Raw genomic sequence first — 23,434 nt, forward strand, 5'->3', positions numbered from 1 at the left:
CCCATTGAGCGTGATCTTTGCCGAACCGGCTCCCGCTCTTGCCCCGCTGCCTACCTGTTCGGGCTTACGCTCCAGGCTTGCCTCCGCGACCGAAGCAGTGGCAAACTGGGCAGGCCGCGTGACCCAGCCAGGAGCGCTGCCGAACCGAGGAAAAACCGATGAGACGTCTTGCCATCCTGACCGCAGTCGCGTCCGTGCTGTATGCCGACGTCGCCAGCGCCCAATACAACCAGGCTGCCTGTATCATGTTCGAGAACGGGAATTTTCGCGGGCGGTCCATCGGCATGGGTGCCGAGGATTCCGTAAATTTTCGTGGCGGCCAGTTCTGGAATGACCGTGTGTCGTCGGTGATCGTTCGCCGCGGCTGCACGCTCGTGGCCTATGAGGATTCTAGGATGGGCGGCCGCTCGATCGAGATCACGCGCAGGATCCGCAATTTGGGCGGCAGCGACTGGAACGACCGTATCTCCTCGGCGGAATGCACCTGCGACGATTACTGAGGTTGGTTCCAGGCAGCGGGGCGCCGCTGCCTGACGATATCATGACACTAGCCTGTTTGTCCGTGGGCGTATCGGATCAGGCCGCCAGCAGTTGCTTGCGGTCGACGCGCTCCTGCTGCGGCGAGCGGGCGTAGAGTTCTCGGTAGCATTTGGAGAAATGCGATGCCGAGACGAAGCCGCAGGCGACCGCCACCTCGACCACCGGCATCGAGGACTGGATCAAGAGATGCCTGGCGCGGTCGAGCCGGATTTCGAGATAATAGCGGGCGGGGGAGCGGCCCATCTCGGTGCGGAACAGCCGCTCGATCTGGCGGCGCGACAGGTCGACATGGTCGGCGATCTCGATCAGTGACAGCGGCTCCGACAGATTGCCCTCCATCAGTTCGATGATGGTCAGCACCTTTGAGTTCTGGACGCCGAGGCGGGCGCGTAACGGCAGGCGCTGGCGGTCGGTGGGGCTGCGTACGCGGTCGGTCAGCACTTGCTCGCAGACGCGGTTGACGAGGTTCTCGTCAAAGTCGTCGCCGATCAGCTTCAGCATCATGTCGAGCGCGGCAGTGCCGCCGGCGCAGGTGTAGATATTCTGGTCGATCTCGAAGAGGTCGGCAAAGACATTGGCCTTCGGAAACGCCTCTGAAAAGCCCGGCAGGTTCTCCCAGTGGATGGCGCAGCGCTTGTTGGACAACAGGCCGGCGGCGGCGAGGATATGCGCGCCGGTGCACAGGCCGCCGACGGCGACGCCGCGATTGTATTCCTCGCGCAGCCAGGCGAAGGCGGACTTGTTCTGGTAGCGCTCGACGTTGATGCCGCTGCAGACGATGGCCATGTTCGGCCGGTCGGGACCTGCCATCTTCTTGCGCTCATCCTCGAGCGAGGTGTTGACCGCGCATTCGACCCCGTTCGAGGCGCGCACCGGCTTGCCGTCGATGCTGGCGAGGCGCCAGCGATAGGCCTCGTAGCCGAGCATGCGATTGGCCGAGCGCAGCGGGTCGAGCGCGGTCGCAAAAGCGATCATGGTGAAATCGGGAATAAGGAAGAATACAAACGATCGCTTGATCGGATGCTTTACCGCGTTCAAGGGAACCTCACACAGCCATGGCGCGAACAGGATGTCGCGAATAGCATAGCGACATCAGGAAAAACCATGTCTGTCAATCGGCTACGCCGCTACGACAAGATTAAATTTGCGACATGGGTCGCAAATGGGCAATCGGCGTGCAGCGAGCCCTGGAAGTGGCACGAACTGTTCAAGGGACGGGCAACGTACGGCCTGCGCACAGAACAAAACGCCGCTCTGGCTGGAGCCAGGCGGCGTTGCAATTTTAAAGCAGCGGCAGGGATGCGCTGCCTCTAGAAATCTTCAGGCGATGAAGCCGAGGCGCGCCGCATTCATGGCGCCGGTCTGGCCGGGCATGGTGTTGGCAAGACGCTGACGCTCGAGAGCGGTGGTCAGGTTCATTTCGCGGCGGGCAAAGAGGCGTGCAAAAAGCTTCATAATCATCTCCATTTGTTGCTTAGACGGGTCGCCTTCGCTTGATGGAGTGGGGCAGCTCGTTTGCTGGCGCTGATATAGGCTTGTGTAAGTAGAAACTAAATCGCAAAAGCGAAGCGCTTGATATGAAATGCGACATCGATTGCGACAGATTTGAGCAAGGTGCCCAAAATTTACGATTATTTACAAGGCATTAATTGGAAACAGGAGCCGCTATGCGGCTTTCTCATATGCGTCATGCGCCGGCGACATGGCTCCAAAGCTCAGTTGAATACAAGTAAAACAGAGAAGGCCTGCCGGGCGGGCTGCGCGGCAGGCCTTCAGCACATGGTACACACGATCTACTTTGCTCCAGCCCAGGATCCGATGCCATTGCGAGTACCGGTCTTGGTGTCGGAAGCTTCAGGCCAGCCGATGTCCTTCTGCAGTTCGATCGGCAGGGAGCGGATAGCGCGCTCGGTCTGATAGCGCGCGCGTGCCGCGCTGAATTCGGTCGCGATGCGACCAAGGGACGACAGGATAGACATCTCTTTCTCCTTTGGGTTGGCTAGTGCCAGACAGCGAGTTGGCTACTGCGGGTTTGTTTCAACTTCATTTCGTGTCGAATGCAGGTCTGTGTCGAGGTCGTTTCATGGCTGCTTGGGGCAGCTACTGCTTCGATGGAGTTGACTATCCACCCATTCTGATGTTCAATCAAACGAAATGGAATGATGTTTTGTATCAGAAAAATTGAAGGTCGGTTGCCATGAACGCCCCGCTCAATCATCCGCTGCCACTGCTCGATCTCGATGTTTTGCGCACGTTCGTGGCGATTGCCGAGACCGGCAGCTTCACCACCGCCGCCAATGCCGTGTTCCGCACGCCGTCGGCCGTTTCCATGCAGATCAAGAAGCTCGAGGACATTCTCGGCCGCTCCGTGTTCGCGCGCGACGCTCGCTCGGTGTCGCTGACCACGGACGGCGAGATGCTGCTCGGCTATGCCCGCCGGCTGCTGTCCATTAATCGCGAGGTGGTGTCGAAGTTCATCATTCCCGACATTGTCGGTGTGGTGCGGCTTGGCTCGCCGGACGATTACGGTGAGCGCGTGCTGCCGCATGTGCTGAAGCGTTTCGCGCAGTCGCATCCGTCGATCGCCGTCGACGTCACCATAGACCAGAGCAGCAATCTGCGCCGGCGCATGGACGACCGGGCGCTCGACATCACGCTGTTGACCAATTCCTACAAGACCAGCGCGCTCGGCGCCGAGGTGCTGCTGACCGAGCCGATCGTCTGGGCCGGTGCCAAGGGCGGCTGTGCGCATCTGCGCGAGCCCTTGCCGGTATCGCTGTGGGAAGAGGGCTGCGCCTGGCGTGCCGGGGCGCTCGACGCGCTTGGCCGCGAGGGCCGCAACTACCGCATCGCCTATATGAGCGCGCACACGGCCGGCCAGCGCGCCGCGATCATGTCCGATCTCGCCGTGGCGCCATTGCCGAAGTCGTTCCTCGGCAATGACATGGTCGAACTCTGCCCGAAGGACGGCATGCCCGACATCGGGACCTACAATCTGGCAATGGTGGTGGCGCCGGATGCCAGTGCCCCGGTCAAGGCCGTTGCCGACCACATCCGCGCGACTTTCGAAGTCTTCCGGGAAACCGGCAAGTTCTGACCGGCTGGCAAGGACGATAGTATAGAGCTACTCCGCCGCTTCGGCGGGGCGCTGTTCATGCCTTACTCTCGTATCGTGCACGATCCGGCTCTCCCCGAGAAAGGCGACGATGCGCTCGCGGGCGCGCCGGGCTTCCGGCATGTCGATCAGCGGCCAGACGTGGAACATGCCTTCCTCATAGACAAGATCGATTTCAACGCCGGCTGCGCGGGCTTTTTCGGCGAAGATCAGATTGTCGGGAGTCAAAAGATCGCGCGAGCCGGTCAAAAGCAGCGTTCTTGGCAGCACGGACAAATCTCCATAGACCGGGCTGATGTGCCAATCGCTGGGATCGATGCCGGCACTGTACAGGCGAATTGCCTCTCGTCCGCCAGCTATGCCCAGCCAAGGGTCGTTGCGTTCCGCCTCGAACACTGCGGGATTGGTGAGCGACACGTCGAGACCCGGCGAAATGAGCACATGCCGCGACGGCAGGGGCAGTCCTTCTTCGGCGGCCATCATGGTCAGCACCACAGCCATATTGCCGCCGGCGGAATCGCCCATGAAGACGATGTCTTCGGCTTCCGTCTCGGCGAGCATCTGCCGGTAGACATCGCCAACCATTCCGAACATGGCATGGAAATCGTGTTCGGGAGCGATTGGATAGATCGGCACCGTGATCCCGTAGCCCAGCCGATCCGCCATCTCGGCGATTAGGTGCCAATGATAGGGTGTGATTTCAAAGACATATGCACCACCGTGCAAGTAGAGAATCCGCTTCTGCTCGCCGGTCCTGGGTGCGATTTCGTAGACGGGGAAGCCATCGACCGTATGCATCTCGATGTCGAGACGCTGGTGCAGCGAGGCGGGCGGCCGGTGGTTCTCGGTCTTGCGCGCGGCCGCGATCCAGCGCTGCAGATTTTCCGGACTGGCAAATGCCTGCTTGCGGCTGTGCCGCAGGACAAAAGACACGACATGGCTTTTCAAACTTGGCATGCGGATACGCGAACTTCGGCCAAAGCCGACTAAGAGAACCCCCACTATCTTCGAAGATCGTGCCGTGGCCGAAAATGTCAAGATTCGCGCCGTATCTACACGCTGGTGTGATCCGCGCCGCGATGCTCAGCGGCGCGGCAAAAGTGCGGCACGCAGCCGGTTGCTGGTGGTCGCCGGGGACATGCGAGATCCCCGGCGCATGCCGAGCAATTTGCATTTGTCGGCGAAGGTCATCAGCGCGCGGCGCTCCAGATGGTGTTGATGAGTGCTGCCTTTTCGCTGGATCGCGGCGACACCGGCCAGCCGATGTCCTTCTGAATCTCAGGCGGCAGGCTGTTCAACAAGCGCCGCGCCTTGCTGCGGTCGTGAGCATTCTTGATGGCCGTGCCATAGCGGCCGAGGCTTTCGAGCATTGACATCGTTGTCTCCTCTGGAGCGTTGCGACGGCTGAAAGATATCTCCAGCCTGCCATTCGATGCCGGTTGAATGCGCCTGCCATGTATCTGGCGAATTTCACGAAAACAGCGTTTTGGTTTCCGGATCAAGCGATCCGGAAACATTTGCATGCAAATGAGTTTGGAAAGGCGGTGGCCTGGGCGCGGCCGCTTATTCCCGTCCACGCCTGGCGGCGTGGCCTTCGCGCGAACGCCGTCGGGGAGCGGCGTCGCCGGCAACGCCGTCCTCGCTGACCGTCTTGCGCGGCGGCAGTTTCACCGCTGCCGACAGTTTTGGGAACGGATCGACCTTGTTGGGCAGCGCCATGGCGTAGACGAAATGCTCCTGGAATTTCGGTTCCAGCGCCGTCTCGATCTTCTCGATCTTGCTGACCGTGTCCTCGATCTCGCGGCGGTAGCCGCGATTGAGCAGCGCCATGCGGGCGCCGGCACCTGCGGCGTTGCCGACGGCCGAGACCTTGTCGAGGTCGCAATCCGGGATCAGCCCGAGCACCATGGCGTATTTCGGATCGATGAAGGAGCCGAAGGCGCCGGCGAAATGGATGCGGTCGACATGCTCGGTGTTCTGCTTTTCCATCAACAGCTTGGTCCCGGCATAAAGCGCTGCCTTGGCAAGCTGAATGGCGCGCACATCGGTCTGGGTGATGGTGATCTTCGGCCCATCTTCCGTCAATGCGGCGGAGCCTTCCTTCAGCACATAGGAGAAGGTGCGGCCGTTGGCGGTGACGCGCGGCGAACGGGCCGAAAGCCCGCCGTCGATGACGCCGTCCTCGGAAATGATGCCGGCGAGATACATCTCGGCCACCACCTCGATGATGCCGGAACCGCAGATGCCGGTGACGCCGGTTGCCTGGACGCTCTCCAGGAAGCCCGGTTCGTCGGACCACAGTTCCGAGCCGATGACGCGGTATTTCGGCTCCAGCGTGTCTGGGTCGATGCGCACGCGCTCGATGGCGCCGGGTGCTGCCCGCTGGCCGCCGGAGATTTCGGCACCCTCGAAGGCAGGGCCGGTGGGCGAGGAAGCCGCAACCACCCGCTGGCGATTGCCGAGTACGATCTCGGCATTGGTGCCGACATCGACGATCAGCATCATCTCGTCCTGGCGATGCGGGCCTTCCGACAGCGTCACCGCCGCCGCGTCCGCTCCGACATGGCCGGCGATGCAAGGCAGCATGTAGAGCCTGGCGCCCTGGTTGAGCTTCAAGCCGATGTCGGATGCCTTGATATGCACGGCGCCCGAAACGGCCAGCGCAAAGGGCGCGCCGCCAAGCTCGGTCGGATCGATGCCGAGGAACAGATGGTGCATGATCGGATTGCCGACGAAGACGCTGTCCAGGATGTCGTTGCGCTGGACATTGCCTTCGGCGCAGACCTTGTCGACCAGGCCCGAGATCGCCTCACGCACGGCGACCGTCATGCCTTCGCGCCCGTCAGGATTCATCATCACATAGGAGACGCGGCTCATCAGGTCCTCGCCGAAGCGGATCTGCGGGTTCGAGGTGCCCGACGAGGCGGCGACGCGGCCCGATAGCAGCGATACCAGATGCATGGCGATGGTGGTCGAGCCGATGTCGCAAGCCAGCCCATAGGCTTCGTTCTTGAGGCCGGGCCACAGCGCCACGACGCGCGCTGTCTCTGAGTCGGCATCCTTGTAGATGGCGGCGGTCGCGGTCCAGTTGCCCTTGCGCAGGATACCTTGCACCTGCGGCAGCAGATGAAAATCGAAATCGAGGCTTTTCAGGCCCCAGTCGTGCATCAGCGCGATCTTCAGGCGGTCGAGGTCGCCAAGCGGCTTGTGCATGTCGGGCTCTTCGATCTCGACATAGCACATGCGGATCGCCGAATCGCGGGCGATGACCCTGGTGTCGGCATCCTTGCGGATGGTCTGCGCGTTGATCACGGTGTCCTGCGGCACGTCGATGACGAGGTCGCCGAGGATTTGCGCCGAGCAGGAGAGGCGGCGCCGTTCGGGCAGGCCGCGGACGCGCTCATAGCGCTCTTCCTTGGCGCCCTTGGGCGTGATGTGGTCGTTGGAAGAGGTGATCTTGTGCTTGGCGAAATTGCCTTCCTGCACTTCGATCTGGCAGCGCCCGCAGGTGGCGCGTCCGCCGCACACACTTTCGACATAGACACCAAGCTGGCGCGCGGCATCAAGCACCGGTGTGCCGACAGGAAACCGCCCGCGCTTGCCGGACGGCATGAAAAGCACGAGCGGATCGGTGATGTTTGCAGGTGAGTTCACGATTGCGCGCTTATCCTCGGCCCATCCGGGCTTCACGGCCGCCACGGCGGCGGCCGCCATTGCCGGCGCCGTCGCCCGGCGCATTGACCTGCGTCGGGGCGGCGACCGCCTGGCCGCCTTCGGCCGGCTTGTAATCCTTGTAGGTTCTGATCCAGTTGGTGCAGTTCTCGTCGGTGCCGTTCAGCACATTGGCGCCGCGCACGGCTTCCATTTCCTGCGGGCGTACCGGGTTCATGATGGCTGATGTCATGCCGGCGCCGATCACCATCGGGATGAAAGCGGCGTTGATGCCGTGGCGATGCGGCAGGCCGAAGGAGATGTTGGACAGGCCGCAGGTGGTGTTGACCTTGAGCTCCTCGCGCAGGCGACGCAGCAGCGCGAACACCTGGCGGCCGGCGTCGCCGAGCGCGCCGATCGGCATGACCAGCGGGTCGACGACGACGTCATGCGCCGGAATGCCGAAATCGGCGCAACGCTGCACGATCTTCTTGGCGACGGCGAAACGGACATCCGGGTCCATCGAAATGCCGGTCTCGTCGTTGGAGATGGCGACGACAGGCACATTGTACTTCTTCACCAGCGGCAGGATGGCTTCGAGCTTTTCTTCCTCGCCGGTGACGGAGTTGACCAGCGGACGGCCCTTGGCAACTTTGAGTGCGGCTTCGATCGCTGCGGTGACGGAACTGTCGATCGACAGCGGCAGGTCGACCAGCCCTTGCACGATCTCCAGCGTCTGCACCAAGAGGCCGGGTTCGGTCTCGTTCGGGTTAACCGAGGTGACACCGGCGTTGACGTCGAGCATGGTGGCGCCGCACGCTGCCTGCTCCAATGCGTCCCTGATGACGGTCTCGAAATTGCCCGCGATCATCTCGGCGGCCAGCTTCTTGCGGCCGGTCGGGTTGATGCGTTCACCGATCACGCAGAACGGCTGGTCGAAGCCGATGATGATTTCTCGTGTCGCCGAAGCGACGATGGTACGGGTCATGAATTCTCTCCGCCGTGATATAAAGATTTCTTTATATCGTTGTCTGTTTTCGTTCAAGCGAATGGGTGGCCGTCCGCGCTTCGCCTCGAGTTAAAGTATGTCGTTGTCCCAAAACCGGTTCCCACTTTTGGGCGACATACATCAGTGCGCGGTCTTCACCATGTCCACCTGCGTTTCGGTAATGTCGTCGTGCAAGATGCTGTCGAGCCGGTCGGCGACCATCTGGTCGTCGCGACGGATCTCACGTTTCCACGGCTGGCGGCCCCTCAGAACGCCCGATTCATCGACGATCTCGGCGACATATTCCTCCTGCCGGTAGGCCATTACGTGAACGCCGGAAACGCCTGATATTTCCTTCACCTCATTGATGATGTCGATGCAGAGCTGCTTGCCTTCCTTCTTCTGGTCCTGGGCGCCTTCCAGCCGCTTGATGACTGAATCGGGAATATGGATGCCCGGCACGTTCGAGCGGATCCATTTGGCCGTCTTGGCCGAGGCGAGCGGGCCGACGCCAACCAGGATGAAGCATTTTTCGGTGTAGCCGAGGTCGCGCACCTTTTGCATGTAGGTGCGGAACATCGGCACGTCGAAGCAATATTGGCTCTGTACGAATTGCGCGCCGGCGGCGATCTTCTTGCCCAGGCGATGCGGCCGGAAATCGATCGGCGGCGCGAACGGGTTGATCGCAGCACCCAGGAAAAGCTGCGGCGGCGTCGTCAGCTTGCGGCCGGACAGGAACTTGCCATTGTCGCGCATGATACGGCAGGTTTCCAACAGCGACATGCAGTCGAGGTCGAACACCGGCTTGGCGCCGGGCTGGTCGCCGGCCTGCACGCCGTCGCCGGTCAGGCACAGCATGTTGGCCACGCCCATGGCGGCACCACCCAGCACGTCGCCCTGGATGGCGATCCGATTCTTGTCGCGGCAGGCGATCTGCATGATCGGCGCATAGCCCATGCGGGTCAAAAGCGCACAGATACCGACCGACGACATGTGGCAATTGGCGCCCGATGCGTCGACGGCGTTGATGGCGTCGACCCAGCCATCGAAAATCTTCGCCCTGTTATAGACGTCTTCGGGATCGGCGCTGTCGGGTGGGTTGAGTTCGGTCGTCACCGCGAATTCGCCGCGCCTAAGCACGCGCTCCAGCCGGCCGCGCGAGGTGTGGCCGGGCAAGGGCTCAAGCGGCAGGTGGATGCCAGCCGGGTTCTCGTCGCGCTGGCGGCCGATCATGCCGACGCCCCGGTGTTGGCCGTCTCATTCTTGGCGGCAGCGGCCGCTTCGCGCGCGGTGGCCGCCTGCGCGGTCACCCGCAGCCAGGCCGAGGTTTCGCGCAGCGACTGGTCGACCGGCTTCTGCACGGTCAGGATCCTGTCGCCGTGCACCATGTTTTGCGAGCCTTCCCAGGCCTTGACCCAGACGCAGGGCATATCGGGCTCGACCTCGCAATTGCCGTTGGCGCGGACGCCGCCGCAAGGGCCGTTGCGCAATTGCTTGGGGCAGTTCATCGGGCACGACATGCCGGTCGAGGACAAGATGCACTGGCCGCACATGCGGCAGTCGAACATGAAGCCCTTGACGCGCTTCTCGACGAATTTGATCGGCCCTTCGACGCGGCCGTAGCCTATGCCCTTCCAGAGGGGATGGAGGAGCAGAAACATGTCGGCGAATTTGGCGTAGAACCATTCGAGCAGACGCGAATGCCTGATCGACCACAGCCGAACCGCAAAGGAACGCTGCACGCGCCGCTGCGGCGACACGTCGGCCGGCTTGTAGTCGGATTTCGGCGCTGCCTTCTTGACCAGAGTGGCTTGGGTAACCGGCTGGACAACCCTTTGGCCATCCTTGGCAGGAATGGTTTCAGACATTTTCTTTGCCGCCTGCCTTGACCAGGGCGACCAGCCGCTCGCGGTCGTATTTCGTGTCGATATCGTTGAATGCCTTCTCGACCTCGGCTTCGAGGTCATCGCCGACCGGGACGGGATCGGCCTTGCGCCATTCGGCCAGATAATCGTCGGTGCCGCCGGCGCCAGTGCGCATCGCGCACATGTCGATCGCCTCGGTGAAGCGCAGCGGCAGTTCGCGCTTGGCGTTCTGCCGGCCCTTCTTGACGATGATTTGGGCTGGGATGTCGCGCCAGTAGACGACGATCAGATCGGCCATGAATTCTCACTCCTCGATCTGCGAGCATTGCCGGAAGCGCAGTGGGGCCGCTTGTTATGGGACGACGCGCGCGCATTCAAAAGCGACGCATTTGGATGTCGTAAAATGAAAGGTGGGTTTATTCGTTTGCGGCGTGTGCTGGCGGCAGGTTCGACGCGCCGGAAGAGCCAGCGTGCGGCATGCGGATACGGGCGAGGAACTCGCTACCAGATGCCGGTTCTGAGGCCCGTCCAGACGTAGAACCAGATCGTCGGATGATACCACAGCTTCGAAGGCAGGCCGGGATCGATCGTCGTGAGTTTTCCAGCCAGTGCATCGCTGACGGCCTCGACGCAGATGTCGCGCGAGAACGCCGTCTGGCGTAGCGCGTGACTTGAGATGGTGTCGCCCTTTTTCGATCGTCCGCGCGCCTGCTTCAGCACGCCACCGGTGTCGACGCCAGCGTCGACGAGGTGGACAGTCGTGCCGAAATTCTGCGCATCGCCTGATACCAGAGCCCAATAGCCGCCATTCATGCCGCGATATTTCGGCGTGATGCCCGCATGGTAATTGAGCACCGGGCAGGGCATTTTGCTCAGCATCTCCGCCGAGATTAGTCGGCAACCGTTGAGCAGCACAACGCCTGGCCGGATCTTCTGGATTACCTGCAGGCACTCAAGCCCATTGGCCGAGGATACTTGGATGATCTCCTGGCCTGGTCGCGGCTCAACCTCCAGCTTCTCCTCGGCAATCAATCGCGCGCTATGGCCGGCCAGGAATCGCTTGCCCAACCTGCTCAGCACCATCGTGCCAAGCTGGCCCATGGCGGAGATCCAGCCTTGGCGGCGAGCCCGGCCACGCAGCAATTGCTTTTTGGATTCAGGGGTTTCGAGGACGACGCTGACAGGACCAACGCGATCGGCGATTGCATTGATCATAGCCCAGACATGCTGGCCGCCTCCGGTGACGACCACGATCCGCGTGCTGGATTCTGATGCTGCCATGGATATTGCCCCCTCCAAGCAACCCGTTCTTGATAATGGTTGGGATGCTAGGGCGTCCGGGTTAATCCTTGGTGATCAGCCTTCGATACACAGTCAGCGCTTGAATTCGATGATATCGAGCTTCGATTCGTAGTAGGGCGCCGGAAATTCGATACGCCATTCCTTGGCGCTGTTGCGGAAGGCGTAGCCGACCTGGTCGGTTTGCGGGCCGCTTCCATAGGGCTTTGCCGGATCATCCTTGACATAGAAGGAGCCGAGATAGATCGCGCGTTTCTCGCCATCGTCGAAGAAACGGCCCTTGGTGCGCTGTGAGCCGCTGATCTTCTCCAGCCGCCAGCCGGAACCGTCATCGGTCACCTTGCACTTGAACCAGCCATAGATGACGAGCGGCAAAGGTCCGCCGGCCTTGATCGTGCGGCACCGCCAATTGCCGGTCAGGTCCTTGTCGGAGAAGGCTACCAGCGGTTTTGCCAGCAAGGCGTCGAGTTGTTTGACCTCGGCGGGGTTTCCCGCTTTCGCCTCGGCGAGCGCCGCCTTGCGGGTCTCGCCATATTTGTCGAGCCGTGCCTTGTCGGCTGGGGTGATGAGTTTCTGCACCTCGCCGTCGGCATGAGCGGGCAGGGCGAAACAGAGGAGACCGAGTACGGCTATCAAGAGGTGAGGGGTCATCGTGCGTTTCCACGTTCGAATGGCTGGAGGGCCTGTTGCCTTGTGGCGCACAACTTACCCGTTCTCGATGGCCTGTCATCCAGGGTTGGAGCATGGCGGGTCAAGAATTGCTTCAGGCGTGTGCAGCCGCCAGCGCCATTCCGGCCGTCAGGTCGCCGTAGCCGGTTGCGCGGCGTTCATAGACGAGACCAAGCATTTTGGCGGCCTTTTCGGCGATCTTGTCGAGTTCCGGATCATTGGTCTGGGCCAGATAGATCAGCTTTTCGTAGTTGCCGAAATAGTCCTTGATCAGTTCCGGATGCTTGTCGAGGCCGAGCGGCTTCATGAAGAAGGCGTCGAACTGCCGGCAGAGGAAGTCGGTCATGTAGAAGGACATCATGTCGTCGTCGGCGATTTTCGCATAAGCCTCCATGCCTTGATAGAAGGCAAAGCAGTGCGGGCCGGCCATGCGCTCGACGCCATGCTTCTCGCAGACCCTGTCGAGCAGGCCGCCGGTGCCGCAATCGGCATAGCCGACGAAGATGTTGCTGTAGCCTTCGGCCTTGGCCTTTTCGATTGCCTTGTCCATGGCCGGAGCGATGCGGTCCGGGTAGAAATGGAATTCCGCCGGCAGGCAGGTCAGGTCGAGGTGATCCAGTCCGAGCTGTTCCTTGACGGCCAGAACTTCACGCGCAATCATCCCGCAGGCGATGACGAGCAGCCTGTCGTCTTGATTCGGTTTCGTTTTTTGCGTCTTGGCCATGGAACCAGTCGAGCGGCCTTCGTTGTTGTGGCGCTAATTTATCTATTGAGGGAGACACCGTCCATGAAACTGCTACGCATCACGCCGATTGCCATCCTGGCCTGCGCCTTGGCCCTTGCGGCTTGCGCGAACACCGTTCGCGGCGTCGGCAGGGATGTCAAATCGACTGCCAAGGCGGTCGAGGACACCGTCACCAAGCCCTGATCCGCGCGCGGCCTTCTTCACCATCTGGGAACAAAAAAGCCGCGCTGCAAGGCGCGGCTTCCTATTGTCCATGCCGAATTGGCCAATCAGGCCGAAGCGCGCACATTGTGCTTGCGCTTCATGTAGTCCTTGGCGGTCTCGACCGCCACCGCCGCATCGCGGCAATAGGCATCGGCGCCGACGGCCTTGCCGAATTCCTCGTTCAGCGGCGCACCGCCGACCAGCACGACATAGTCGTCGCGGATGCCCTTTTCCTTCATCGTGTCGATGACGACCTTCATGTAGGGCATGGTCGTGGTCAAAAGTGCCGACATGCCGATGATGTCCGGCTGGTGCTGTTCGATCGCATCGAGATATTTCTCGACCGCATTGTTGATGCCGAGATCGATGACGTCGAAGCCAGCACCTTCCATCATCATGCCGACGAGATTCTTGCCGATGTCGTGGATGTCGCCCTTGACGGTGCCGATGACCATCTTGCCCTGCTTCGGCGCGCCGGTGGCGGCGAGCAGCGGACGCAGGATGAACATGCCGGCCTTCATCGCATTGGCCGACAACAGCACTTCGGGCACGAACAGGATGCCGTCGCGAAAATCCTCGCCGACGATGCGCATGCCTTCGACCAGCGCCTCGGTCAGCACCTTGTAGGGCACCCAGCCGCGCTCGAGCAGGATGTTGGTGCCTTCCTCAATCTCTTCCTTCAGCCCGTCATAGAGATCGTCGTGCATCTGCTGCACCAACTCGTCGTCGGAAAGTTCGGAAAGGATGATCTCGTCGTCGGCCATTTGTATCGAGCTCCTGCCGGCATCGCGACGTGCGTCGCAAGGCACAAAATATTCGCGTTCATACCTAACCCGCTGGGGGCAGGTATCCATAGCTGATTTGCGACTTCCCGCAAAAGGAAAGCGACCGTAACTCTCTTGGAATTCTTGTCGATTTTGCGACAGGCGTTGGCGCTGGCGGGCCGTTTCGAATAGGGTGCATGGCTACGATCTGGCAAGAAGCGGCGAGATGCAGCCGCTATGGATTCCAGACAAGAACAGATTCAGGGAAGAACCACCATGAGCGAACACGCGGCAGTCGATCAGGAAGCGTCAAACGCGCGACGTGGGCGTGGCGCCAGTGGCGGGGCTGCAGCCCGGCGGGCAGCACGTTCGGGCGGTGGCCCGGGTACGCAGCTCACCTACATCAAGCGCAAGATCAACGTTTACGAGGTGCTGGACGAGGAAGGCCTGGCGCTGATCGAGAAGAACACCGACACGGTGCTCGAGGAGATCGGCATCATCTTCCGTGATGACGCGGAAGCGCTGCAACTGTGGAAAGAGGCCGGCGCCGACGTCAAGGGCGAGCGCGTGCACTTTCCGAAGGGGCTGTGCCGTTCGCTGCTCAAGACCGCGCCGTCCGTCTACACCCAGCATGCGCGCAATTCCGAGCGTTCGGTGCAGATCGGCGGCAATGCCACCGTCTTTGCGCCGGTCTACGGTCCGCCCTTCGTGCGTGACCTCGATGGCGTCAGGCGTTATGCGACGATCGAGGATTTCCAGAATTTCGTGAAGCTCGCCTATATGGCGCCGTCGATCCACCATTCGGGCGGCACGGTGTGTGAGCCCGTCGACGTGCCGGTCAACAAGCGCCACCTCGACATGATCTACAGCCACATCAAATATTCCGACAAGCCGTTCATGGGCTCGGTGACCGCGCCGGAACGCGCCGAAGACACCGTCGCCATGGCCAAGATCGTGTTCGGCGACGATTTCGTCGAGAACAACACGGTGCTGACCAGCCTGATCAACGCCAACTCGCCGATGGTGTTCGACGAGACCATGCTCGGCGCGCTGAAAGTCTATGCGCGCCACAACCAGGCCTGCATCGTCACGCCGTTCATCCTTGCGGGCGCGATGAGCCCGGTGACGGTGGCCGGCACGCTAACGCAGGTCCTGGCCGAAGTGCTGGCCGGCGCCTCGTTCACGCAGTTGATCCGTCCCGGCGCGCCGGTGCTGTTCGGCACCTTCGCCTCGTCGATTTCGATGCAGTCGGGAGCGCCGACCTTCGGCACGCCGGAGCCGTCGCTGGTGTCTTATGGCGCCGCGCAGCTGGCGCGTCGGCTGGGCCTGCCGTTCCGCACCGGCGGCTCGCTCTGCGCGTCCAAGGTTCCGGATGCTCAGGCGGCCTATGAAAGCGCCAACACGCTGAACTCGACCATCCTGGCCGGCACCAATTTCGTGCTGCATTCGGCCGGCTGGCTCGAGGGCGGGTTGGCGTCCTGCTACGAGAAATTCATGATGGACATCGACCAGCTCGGCATGACGCAGAAGTTTTCCGAGGGCGTCGATCTGTCGGAAAACGGCCAGGCGATGGACGCCATCCGCCAGGTCGGCCCGGGCAGCCACTATCTCGGCTGCGACCACACCCAGGCCAATTTCCAGACCGCCTTCTACCGCTCCAACATCGCCGACAACAATTCCTACGAGCAGTGGCTGGCCGAAGGCGAGAAGACAGCGCCGCAGCGTGCCAACGAACTTGCCCGCCGCTGGCTGGAAAGCTACGAGGCGCCGTATCTCGATCCGAGCATCGACGAAGCGTTGCAGGACTTCATCGCCAAGAAGAAGGGGTCGATGCCCGACGCCTTCACTTGAAAGGAGCCCGAGTCAGGCGGGGCTAAAGTCGCCAACATCATCCACAAGGAAGTCTGGCGGAGCGCGTTCTCCGATCCGGTCAAGAAGGAATGATTGCGACTGCCGGCAGCGTTGACCGCATTGCCGCGGCGCTTCTTGCCAACGGCCTTGTTCTTCGTGGCGGCTTCAATTTTACGCCAGGCGATGCGCCACCAACGGGGTCATCGGGTGCGCCGGCAGCGGCCGTCCTGCTGGTAGGTCAGGCGGGAGCCGCGCACTGGCCGCATTTCCTGCGCTGGCGCGAAAGCCAGCCGGAGCAAATCGCCAATCCGCTCGACACCTGGTCGCGTGAGGTGATCGGCGCGGTGGCGCAGGATTTTGGCGCACGGGCGATTTCTCCGTCGGACAAGCCTTATCTGCCGTTCCAGCAATGGGCGATGCGGGCGGAGGGGCTGAAGCCGTCACCGCTCGGCATCCTCATGCATCCGCACTATGGGCTCTGGCACGCCTATCGCGGTGCGCTGCTGTTCGACGACGAGCTTCCGGTTCAAGCCGCTGAGCCGGGGGCCCATCTTTGCGATAGCTGCGTCGAGAAACCCTGCCTGAAATCCTGCCCGGTCGACGCTTATTCCGCGCAAGGATTTGCTTATCAATCCTGCCTGGCGCATGTGCGTGGAGCCGGCGGCTCGCCTTGCCGCAGCGGCGGCTGCCTTGATCGCAATGCGTGCCCCTATGGCACGGAGTATCGCTATCCGCCGGAGGTTCAGGCCTACCACATGGCGAGCTTCGCACGCGCCACCAACTGATCCATTCCCATTGCGTGGTGCTCGTTCGCTTCGAGCATCTTGACGGCAGTTAGAACCAAGCCTATTCATCAAGTCATCTGATGACTTGATGAATAGGCCGATGCAACCTGCTATCCGAACCAATCTCACCGACAGCGCCACCGAGAGCCTGCGGGCTGAAATCGTCAGCGGCCGCTGGGGTGTCGGCGAGCGTATCCCCAACGAGGCAGCTCTGACCGACCTTCTGTCGGTCAGTCGGGGCACCGTCCGCGAGGCGGTGCGGGTGCTGGTCTCGCAGGGGTTGCTGAATACGCGTCAGGGCTCGGGCACCTATGTGCGCTCCGCCGTCGATACTTCTGCCGCGCTTGACCGGATCAAACGCAGCGGCTTGCGCGATCAGTGGGAGGCGCGGGCGGCGCTGGACCTCGAGGCCGCGAGGCTCGCCGCCTTGCGCCACACGCCAGCCGACCTCGAGCGGATGCGGCAATTGCTTGCCGCGCGCGGCACTGTCGCCGAAGGCGGAAGCGAAGCCTTCATCCGGCGCGATCTCGCTTTCCACAAATCCGTCGTCGCGGCGTCCGGCAACAGGGCGATGATGGAGCTCTATGACTTCTTCACCGCCGCCATCACCGAGACCATCCATGCCACCATCGACGGCGATCTGCCCGAACCGGACCACCAGGCGCATGCGGCAATCGTCGACGCCATTGCCGCGAGCGATCCCGAGCGCGCCGTTGCCGCCGTCCGAGCCTTCATGGCGCCGGTGCTTGCCCAACTTGAAAGACTGCTTTCGCAATGAACCAGAGTTTTCGTCAGCCTGATCCGAAGGCCGAGGTCGAGGGTCTGGAACTCGTCGATGCCGAGGCCGACAGCCTGCCCATGCCGCAGCCGCCTGAACTGCGCAGCCGTGCGGCGCGCATCATGCTTGGCGCAAGCCTTGTGCTGATCGCCTTCAGCTTGAGGCCGCTGTTTTCCAGCCTGTCGGTGCTGTTGCCCGAGGTGATGCAGGCAACCGGTCTTTCGACGACGGGCGCCAGCCTGCTGACGACGCTGCCCGTCCTGTGCCTCGGCCTGTTCGCGCCCTTCGCGCCAAGGCTTGCGCAGCGCTATGGAGCCGAGCGCACTTTGCTCGGGGCGCTCGCCTTGCTGGTGCTGGGAACCGGCCTGCGCTGGTTCGGTACGGTTCCCCTGCTGTTTGTCGCCACATTCCTGGCCGGTGGCGCGATTGCCATCGGCAATGTGCTGATGCCGGGCCTGGTGAAGCGCGATTTCGCCGACAGGGCCGCTATCATGACCGGGTTCTACACCATGGCGCTCTGCGCCGGCTCGGCTGCCGCTGCCGGCTTCACGCTGCCGATCGAGCATTTTGTCACCGGTTCATGGTCGGGAGCGCTCGCTGCCTGGGCGGTGCCGACGCTGGTCGTGCTGCTGATCTGGATCCCGCAGGCGCTGGGCAGCCGTCGGCAGGTCAGTCATCGCGGCTTTCACGTCGTCGGGCTTTGGCGCGATCGCCTGGCTTGGCAGGTGACGCTGTTCATGGGGCTGCAGTCGGCACTTGCCTATTGCATCTTCGGCTGGCTGGCGCCGATCCTGCGCGAGCGCGGCTTTGACGCGGCCACCGCCGGCGCGATGGTTTCGGTGTCGGTGATGGCGCAGGTCATCACGTGCCTCGCCGTGCCATCCTTTGCGATGCGGCTGAAGGACCAGCGCGGCATCAATGTGGCGCTCGTTGCCATAGCGGTGATCGCGCTGCTCGGCATTCTCTTTGCGCCGACCTCGACGGTGCTGTTCTGGGCGGTCCTGCAAGGCATTGGGCAGGGGGGCCTGATAGCGGCTGCCATGAGCTTGATCGTGCTGCGTTCGCCGGATTCGCATGTCGCCGCGCATCTTTCAGGCATGGCGCAAGGCGTCGGCTATGTACTGGCGGCATTCGGCCCGCTGCTGGTGGGCCTGATCCGCGATTGGACCGGCAGTTTTTCGGGGACGGCGTTCCTGTTCGTCGCGCTCGGGCTTGGCGTAGCCATCATGGGGCTCGGTGCCGGCCGTGCGCTGCATGTCGGCGCGCGGACCGTGCGCGAGGGCGAGCAATAGCGTCACGCAATCCTGCACGAAATGTTGACTGCCATGCCCGGGGAATGCCTTGCCGTATGGCCTCGCGCGGATATGTATCGCGCATCAGTCGAACGGAGCGGGCGATGACGAAACACGACCTTCAAATCAAGACCAGGGATGGTGTTGCCAATGCTGGGCTTTTCCGCTCGGCAAACGCATCTCCTGCCAAGGCCGGCGTCATTCTCTATCAGGACGCCTTCGGTCCGCGGCCGGCGCTCGACAGTATGGCCAACCGGCTGGCGAATGAAGGCTATGCGGTACTGGTGCCCGACCTATTCTACCGCAATGCGCCCTACGGGCCGTTCGACGCCAAGACCGCCTTCGCCGAGGAAAAGACCAAAATCCCGCTGATGGCGCTGGTCACCGGCACGACGCAGGACATGACCATCAGCGACAGCGATGCGTTCCTCGATGCGCTTGCTGCCGAGGGCATTACCGGGCCGATCGGCACCGTCGGCTATTGCATGGGCGGCGGTCGATCATTGAATGCGGCTGCAACCTATCCCGAACGGATAAAAGCGGCCGCAAGCTTCCATGGCGGCAATCTGGCCAGCGACGCCGCCGACAGCCCGCATCGCAAGGCAGCCTCCATCAGGGGGCGCGTCTATGTCGGCACATCCGGCGTCGACAGGAGTTTCCCGCCGGAACAGTCGGCGCGGCTGGCCGAAGCGCTGCGGGTCGCTGAAGTCGATCATGTCATCGAGAACTATGCCGGGATGGCGCATGGCTGGTGCGTACCCGATCATAGCGTTTTCAATGCCGCCGGCGCCGAACGCCACTGGAAGCGGCTGACGACGTTGTTCGCCGAGACGCTGATCTAAGGTCAGCGGTCGACCCTGAGCAGGACGCTACGCGTCTTTGAACCAGAACGGCAGCCCATGCGGCAAAGAGTGAGCGATGCTTGCCCTTTCGACGGCGGCAGATGATCGTTCACCTTGCCGCCGCCGGATCGGGCTGCGCCTAGGCGTTTGCCTTGCGATAGGCTGCGACGACAAGCCAAATTGCGGAAAGCAGAAAGTAAAACGCGCCGAACCCGGCATAAGGGGCGATGTCCAGAATCGTCGGCGCAGCCGTGCCGAGGGATCGGCTGATCATGAAGCCCCCGGCGAGGGCCGACTGCGCACCACTCAGGATCATCGGCCATTGTGCGCCATGGTAGCGCCAACGCTTTAGTCCCGTGTTCAGCTGTAGCAGGCCCGAGAGGATCGCCCAAACCCCAAACACGGCCAGAACGGCATACATGCTGTTGGCGACCGCCACGATGACGGCGAGCGTCGTTATCGTGCTGACCACGACGTTCAATGCCTGGGACGAGTTGGCTTCCAGGCCGCCATTTACCCTGGCGTCAACCAGATTGGCGAGGGCGTCCCATGCGGGGTAGATCACGAGCAGAAGCGCGGTGGGACCGGGTTGCCCGTTGAATAGGATGGCGGCAGCAACCCAGGCGATAGAAAATATGGCGCGTCCGAAATAATAGGATCGCAACCAGTTGGATGGGATCGACGATTGGCTTTGCATCAGTAGGTTCCTTGTTGTGATTTCTACCTACTAGTAGGAAGGCATTTGCTTTGAATCAACCCGACGCTCGAACACCTCTCTGTGAGAAACGGGACCTTGACAATCTGCCTATCAGAAGGTAGGCAGCGCCATGAAATCAATGGCTTCGACCTCAGAAAAGATTCTCGATGTCGCGCAGTCTCTCATCGTCGCGGGAGGCTACAACGGGTTCAGCTATGCCGATATCTCGGCTGCCATCGGGATCAGGAAGGCGAGCATCCACCATCATTTTCCGACGAAGGCCGAGCTGGTTTCGGTGCTGGTGGATCGTTACAGGCGGCAGGCCGAAGTGGGTTTGGAGTCTCTCCGGGGAGAACTCTCAAGCCCTGCTGAACAACTGCAGTCCTACATGAACTATTGGCGGACATGCATTCGCGATGCCTCGCCGTCCTTCTGCGTCTGCGCGATGCTCGCCGGCGAGATGCAGATGCTGCCGGAAGAGGTCGCATCACGCGTTCGTGCCCATTTCCAAAATCTCGCGGAATGGCTTACGTCGGTGCTGCGGGCTGGAATGGAGCAGGACTTGTTCCGCATGAACAATCGGCCGGAGGAGGAGGCCCAAATGCTGATGGCATCTGTTCACGGGGCAATGCTGTCCGCGAGGGCTTTCAGCGATCCCGGGCTGTTCACCACAATCGTCAATCCCCAGATCGCCAGGCTGCTGGGACGGGATTGCTAGAAAACTGTCGGGCCAAAGTGGTATCAGGCAGCACAAATGGCGCGGCCCCATGTGAGTGGGTCGAGCGGAAACGAATAGCCTGATGCAATCCTATGATGTCGTGATCATCGGCGCGGGTGCCGCCGGAATGATGTGCGCCGTGGAGGCGGCCAAGCGCGGCCGTTCGGTGCTGATCCTCGATCATGCGGCTGCGCCTGGCGAGAAGATCCGCATCTCCGGCGGCGGCCGGTGCAATTTCACCAACATCCATGCCAGCCCGAAGAATTTTCTGTCGGGCAATCCGCATTTCTGCATTTCGGCGCTCAGCCGCCACACGCAGCGCGATTTCATCGCCCTCGTCGAACGCCACCGCATTGCCTATCACGAGAAGACGCTTGGGCAGCTGTTCTGCGATGGCTCCGCGCGCCAGATCATCGATATGCTGGTCTCGGAAATGCAGGGCAGGGGCGTGGAGCTGGCGCTCTCGGCCAGCGTTGAGGATGTCCGCAAAACCGTGGAGGGGTTTGCGCTCACCCTCTCCACAGGCTTGGTCACTTGCCAGTCGCTGGTCGTGGCCTGCGGCGGCAAGTCGATCCCCAAGATGGGGGCGACCGGTTTCGGCTATGAGCTTGCCGAACGGTTCGGCCTTGCTGTTGTCGAAACGCGGCCGGCGCTGGTTCCGCTGACCTTCGACGCAAACACGCTCGAACGGCTGGCGCCGCTGGCCGGCAACGCCGTCGACGCGGAAGTCGCCTGCGGCAAGACGCGGTTTTCCGAAGCGATGCTGTTTACGCATCGCGGCGTCAGCGGACCGTCCATCCTGCAGATCTCTTCCTATTGGCGCGAGGGCGATGAAATCCGCATCGCCATGCTGCCGGGAGTTGACGTGGCGGACCTCATTCGGGTGGCCAAGCGAAGCAATGGGCGGCAAGCGGTACAGACGGTGCTGGCAAATCATCTGCCGAAGCGGCTTGCGCAGTCGATCGCCGAGCGCACCGGGATCGACGGCAACCTTGCCGATCTTTCCGACGCCCAGATGAAAACCATAACTGCCGCAGTCAATGACTGGCGCATCAAGCCTGCCGGCTCGGAGGGCTACCGCACCGCCGAAGTGACGCTGGGCGGGGTCGACACCAACGGGCTGGACCAGAAGACGATGCAGGCGAAATCCGTGCCGGGCCTGTTTTTCATCGGCGAAGTCGTCGATGTCACGGGTTGGCTGGGCGGCTATAATTTCCAGTGGGCATGGTCATCGGGCTGGGTGGCGGGGCAGGCGGCCTAGACTTACGTCCGTGGCTTCGTCCCAGCAGCCGCCTTCTTCTTCTTTTTGGCCTGGTTGTAATCGATGGCGGCACGGACGAGGTCTTTCAGGGCGCCCTCGTCGAGCTTTTCGCCCTCAAGGATATCGATTGCCCGCCACACCTTGCCGCCAAAACCGTTGTTAAACAGATTGTCGGGGTCCGGCAGGCTGGCACCATGGGAAAAGGTGAGTTTCACCTTGTCCTTGTGGGCGTTGCCGACCACGATGTTGCCGTCGAGGCACCATACCGGGCTGCCCATCCACTTCCACTCCTCGACGATGTCCGGGTCGGCTGCAAGGATGGTCTTGCGGATGCCGGCGAGCGTCTCGCCGCGCCAATCGGTAAGGCCGGCGATCAGCTGGTCGATCTGTTGCGAGGGGGTCATTGGGTGTCTCCTGTGCCTCGACGCGTTTCAACCGCCGCCCGTTACCAGCGCGCCAGCTGGGTGATCTGAACGAGGTTGCCGCAGCTGTCGTTCAACTGGGCGATGGTCGAGCCGGTCACCTCGGTCGGCGGCTTGATAAACGCGCCGCCCTTCGCCTTGATGCGCTCATAATCGCTCTTGACGTCGTCGGTGAAGAACATGATCGCGGGCTGACCCTGCTTGAAAATGGCTTCCTGATAGGCCTTGGCGGCCGGGTTGTCGTTGAGCGCGAGCTGCAGCTCGGTTCCATCAGGCTCTTCAGCCGAGGCCACGGTCAGCCAGCGATAGGGCCCGTTGCTGAAATCGGCCTTTTTGGTGAAGCCCAGCACGTCGGTGTAGAAGCGCAGTGCGTTTTCCTGGTTGTCCACATACATGCTGGTCAGCTTGATCTTCATGGCTCTTTTTCCTCTGTCGTCTTTGGCCCCGCCCTTTCGGCAGGAAAGAATTCGAATTTCTGCTCGCAGTCGTCGTTGCGGCCGCTACGGGATCCAGCCTGGCAGGGCGGCGGCCTGTTTCACCCAGTCCGCCATCCGCCTCGTCGAACTGGTCTTCGCGGATGTCGATCCAGCGCACATCCCTGCTCTTCGCCGTGCCGCCAGGCGGTACCGGCCGCAACGACGTGCCGCTGAAGAAGGTCACCTTCAAATAGTGGGTGAAGACATGAAACGACACGAACCAGCCCTGGCCTTCGATGCCGTAGAAGGGCGAGTTCCATCGCACGGCTTTGCGGACGTCCGGCACGTTGCGCTCGATGAGCGCGTCGAGGCGTTCGCCCAGGCCGCGCTTCCAACCCGGCATCGCAGCGATATAGGCCTGCACCGGGGCGTCACCATCGCCCTTGGCGATTTGCGGGTTGCCGCCCGAGAGCAGCACTGGCGCAGCCTTGGCCTTGGTCGATTGCCGCTGCGTCTTGGCCATTCTGCCCCA

27 protein-coding genes and 1 pseudogene are annotated in these 23,434 nt (G+C 62.0%); 10 read left to right on the plus strand and 18 right to left on the minus strand.

The features are described from left to right. Positions 1-158: 158 nt before the first annotated feature. Positions 159-500: a peptidase inhibitor family I36 protein gene (locus tag NKI66_RS07250; RefSeq protein ID WP_023812325.1), complete on the plus strand. Its 342-nt coding sequence runs from the start codon at positions 159-161 to the stop codon at positions 498-500. Positions 501-576: 76 nt separating this feature from the next. Here NKI66_RS07250 and NKI66_RS07255 read toward each other — a convergent pair whose 3' ends face one another. From NKI66_RS07255 to NKI66_RS07265, 3 genes are all read right to left on the minus strand, one after another. Further along, complete coding sequence (locus NKI66_RS07255) at positions 577-1,515, minus strand: GlxA family transcriptional regulator (RefSeq protein ID WP_348625597.1); 939 nt, start codon at positions 1,513-1,515, stop codon at positions 577-579. A 345-nt stretch (positions 1,516-1,860) separates the two neighbouring features. Beyond that, on the minus strand, positions 1,861-1,995 hold the full coding sequence (locus NKI66_RS07260; protein ID WP_023812324.1) for a hypothetical protein: 135 nt from the start codon (positions 1,993-1,995) through the stop codon (positions 1,861-1,863). 338 nt (positions 1,996-2,333) lie between these two features. Further along, a complete protein-coding gene (locus NKI66_RS07265) occupies positions 2,334-2,519 on the minus strand; it encodes a hypothetical protein (protein WP_013531162.1) in 186 nt (61 codons plus the stop codon). Positions 2,520-2,737: 218 nt separating this feature from the next. Between NKI66_RS07265 and NKI66_RS07270 the strand changes: the two genes are divergently transcribed. Continuing rightward, on the plus strand, positions 2,738-3,637 hold the full coding sequence (locus NKI66_RS07270) for a LysR substrate-binding domain-containing protein (RefSeq protein WP_127291815.1): 900 nt from the start codon (positions 2,738-2,740) through the stop codon (positions 3,635-3,637). A gap of 27 nt (positions 3,638-3,664) precedes the next feature. Here the strand turns inward: NKI66_RS07270 and NKI66_RS07275 are convergent, their stop codons facing one another. The 10 genes from NKI66_RS07275 to NKI66_RS07320 form a co-directional block, all read right to left on the minus strand. Continuing rightward, positions 3,665-4,612 carry an alpha/beta hydrolase gene (locus NKI66_RS07275; RefSeq protein ID WP_128304386.1) on the minus strand — a complete coding sequence of 316 codons (948 nt, stop codon included), beginning with the start codon at positions 4,610-4,612 and terminating at the stop codon, positions 3,665-3,667. Positions 4,613-4,845: 233 nt separating this feature from the next. Next, positions 4,846-5,031: a hypothetical protein gene (locus NKI66_RS07280; RefSeq protein WP_127258513.1), complete on the minus strand. Its 186-nt coding sequence runs from the start codon at positions 5,029-5,031 to the stop codon at positions 4,846-4,848. A 187-nt stretch (positions 5,032-5,218) separates the two neighbouring features. Next, positions 5,219-7,369 (minus strand): ASKHA domain-containing protein, encoded by a 2,151-nt coding sequence (locus NKI66_RS07285; RefSeq protein ID WP_352552491.1) that lies wholly within the window; start codon positions 7,367-7,369, stop codon positions 5,219-5,221. Further along, positions 7,320-8,294, minus strand: coding sequence for a methyltetrahydrofolate cobalamin methyltransferase (locus NKI66_RS07290; protein ID WP_023812319.1), 975 nt, complete (start codon positions 8,292-8,294; stop codon positions 7,320-7,322). The genes NKI66_RS07285 and NKI66_RS07290 overlap by 50 nt, the downstream gene beginning before the upstream one ends. 141 nt (positions 8,295-8,435) lie before the next feature. Next, positions 8,436-9,527 carry a methylenetetrahydrofolate reductase gene (locus NKI66_RS07295; RefSeq protein ID WP_128304383.1) on the minus strand — a complete coding sequence of 364 codons (1,092 nt, stop codon included), beginning with the start codon at positions 9,525-9,527 and terminating at the stop codon, positions 8,436-8,438. Continuing rightward, positions 9,524-10,162, minus strand: coding sequence for a methylenetetrahydrofolate reductase C-terminal domain-containing protein (locus NKI66_RS07300; protein ID WP_128304382.1), 639 nt, complete (start codon positions 10,160-10,162; stop codon positions 9,524-9,526). The genes NKI66_RS07295 and NKI66_RS07300 overlap by 4 nt, the downstream gene beginning before the upstream one ends. Further along, positions 10,155-10,457, minus strand: coding sequence for a virulence factor (locus NKI66_RS07305; RefSeq protein WP_023812316.1), 303 nt, complete (start codon positions 10,455-10,457; stop codon positions 10,155-10,157). Before NKI66_RS07305 ends, NKI66_RS07300 begins: the two co-directional genes overlap by 8 nt. Before the next feature lie 203 nt (positions 10,458-10,660). Then, entirely contained in the window at positions 10,661-11,440 is a 780-nt protein-coding gene (locus NKI66_RS07310) for a formyl transferase (RefSeq protein ID WP_128304381.1), read from the minus strand. 93 nt (positions 11,441-11,533) lie between these two features. Further along, positions 11,534-12,109 (minus strand): DUF4893 domain-containing protein, encoded by a 576-nt coding sequence (locus NKI66_RS07315; protein WP_352751329.1) that lies wholly within the window; start codon positions 12,107-12,109, stop codon positions 11,534-11,536. 112 nt (positions 12,110-12,221) lie between these two features. Next, positions 12,222-12,851, minus strand: coding sequence for a DUF1638 domain-containing protein (locus NKI66_RS07320; RefSeq protein WP_352751331.1), 630 nt, complete (start codon positions 12,849-12,851; stop codon positions 12,222-12,224). 63 nt (positions 12,852-12,914) lie between these two features. On the opposite strand from NKI66_RS07320, the gene NKI66_RS32655 reads away from it, so the two are divergent. Further along, positions 12,915-13,055: an entericidin A/B family lipoprotein gene (locus tag NKI66_RS32655; protein WP_013531174.1), complete on the plus strand. Its 141-nt coding sequence runs from the start codon at positions 12,915-12,917 to the stop codon at positions 13,053-13,055. Positions 13,056-13,141: 86 nt separating this feature from the next. On the opposite strand, the gene NKI66_RS07330 is transcribed toward NKI66_RS32655, so the two are convergent. Further along, positions 13,142-13,840: a cobalamin B12-binding domain-containing protein gene (locus tag NKI66_RS07330; protein ID WP_023812311.1), complete on the minus strand. Its 699-nt coding sequence runs from the start codon at positions 13,838-13,840 to the stop codon at positions 13,142-13,144. A 276-nt stretch (positions 13,841-14,116) separates the two neighbouring features. Here NKI66_RS07330 and NKI66_RS07335 point away from each other — a divergent pair, with 276 nt between their 5' ends. The 5 genes from NKI66_RS07335 (at position 14,117) to NKI66_RS07355 (ending at position 19,388) form a co-directional block, all read left to right on the plus strand. Then, positions 14,117-15,691, plus strand: coding sequence for a trimethylamine methyltransferase family protein (locus tag NKI66_RS07335; RefSeq protein ID WP_023812310.1), 1,575 nt, complete (start codon positions 14,117-14,119; stop codon positions 15,689-15,691). Positions 15,692-15,780: 89 nt separating this feature from the next. Further along, on the plus strand, positions 15,781-16,476 hold the full coding sequence (locus NKI66_RS07340; protein WP_352751333.1) for a 4Fe-4S dicluster domain-containing protein: 696 nt from the start codon (positions 15,781-15,783) through the stop codon (positions 16,474-16,476). Between the two features lie 100 nt (positions 16,477-16,576). Beyond that, positions 16,577-17,254, plus strand: a complete 678-nt coding sequence (locus NKI66_RS07345; RefSeq protein WP_352751335.1) for a FadR/GntR family transcriptional regulator — start codon at positions 16,577-16,579, stop codon at positions 17,252-17,254. Then, positions 17,251-18,546, plus strand: coding sequence for a CynX/NimT family MFS transporter (locus tag NKI66_RS07350; RefSeq protein ID WP_352751337.1), 1,296 nt, complete (start codon positions 17,251-17,253; stop codon positions 18,544-18,546). The genes NKI66_RS07345 and NKI66_RS07350 overlap by 4 nt, the downstream gene beginning before the upstream one ends. A 104-nt stretch (positions 18,547-18,650) precedes the next feature. Next, complete coding sequence (locus NKI66_RS07355; RefSeq protein WP_023812306.1) at positions 18,651-19,388, plus strand: dienelactone hydrolase family protein; 738 nt, start codon at positions 18,651-18,653, stop codon at positions 19,386-19,388. 139 nt (positions 19,389-19,527) lie between these two features. Here the strand turns inward: NKI66_RS07355 and NKI66_RS07360 are convergent, their stop codons facing one another. Then, complete coding sequence (locus tag NKI66_RS07360; protein WP_352751339.1) at positions 19,528-20,085, minus strand: DUF308 domain-containing protein; 558 nt, start codon at positions 20,083-20,085, stop codon at positions 19,528-19,530. A gap of 130 nt (positions 20,086-20,215) precedes the next feature. Between NKI66_RS07360 and NKI66_RS07365 the strand changes: the two genes are divergently transcribed. Together NKI66_RS07365 and NKI66_RS07370 are read left to right on the plus strand one after the other, a co-directional pair. Beyond that, a complete protein-coding gene (locus tag NKI66_RS07365) occupies positions 20,216-20,803 on the plus strand; it encodes a TetR/AcrR family transcriptional regulator (protein WP_352751341.1) in 588 nt (195 codons plus the stop codon). An 82-nt stretch (positions 20,804-20,885) separates the two neighbouring features. Continuing rightward, on the plus strand, positions 20,886-22,064 hold the full coding sequence (locus tag NKI66_RS07370) for a BaiN/RdsA family NAD(P)/FAD-dependent oxidoreductase (RefSeq protein ID WP_352751342.1): 1,179 nt from the start codon (positions 20,886-20,888) through the stop codon (positions 22,062-22,064). Between the two features lie 2 nt (positions 22,065-22,066). Here NKI66_RS07370 and NKI66_RS07375 read toward each other — a convergent pair whose 3' ends face one another. The 3 genes and pseudogenes from NKI66_RS07375 to NKI66_RS07385 all read right to left on the minus strand — a co-directional run bounded on the left by NKI66_RS07375 (position 22,067) and on the right by NKI66_RS07385 (position 23,425). After that, positions 22,067-22,468, minus strand: coding sequence for a DUF1801 domain-containing protein (locus tag NKI66_RS07375; protein WP_352751343.1), 402 nt, complete (start codon positions 22,466-22,468; stop codon positions 22,067-22,069). 41 nt (positions 22,469-22,509) lie between these two features. Beyond that, positions 22,510-22,836 carry a VOC family protein gene (locus NKI66_RS07380; protein WP_352751408.1) on the minus strand — a complete coding sequence of 109 codons (327 nt, stop codon included), beginning with the start codon at positions 22,834-22,836 and terminating at the stop codon, positions 22,510-22,512. Between the two features lie 150 nt (positions 22,837-22,986). After that, positions 22,987-23,425, minus strand: a pseudogene (locus NKI66_RS07385) (DUF1801 domain-containing protein). Positions 23,426-23,434: the final 9 nt, after the last annotated feature.

Source organism: Mesorhizobium sp. M0518 (genome assembly GCF_040321125.1).
Lineage (GTDB): Bacteria > Pseudomonadota > Alphaproteobacteria > Rhizobiales > Rhizobiaceae > Mesorhizobium.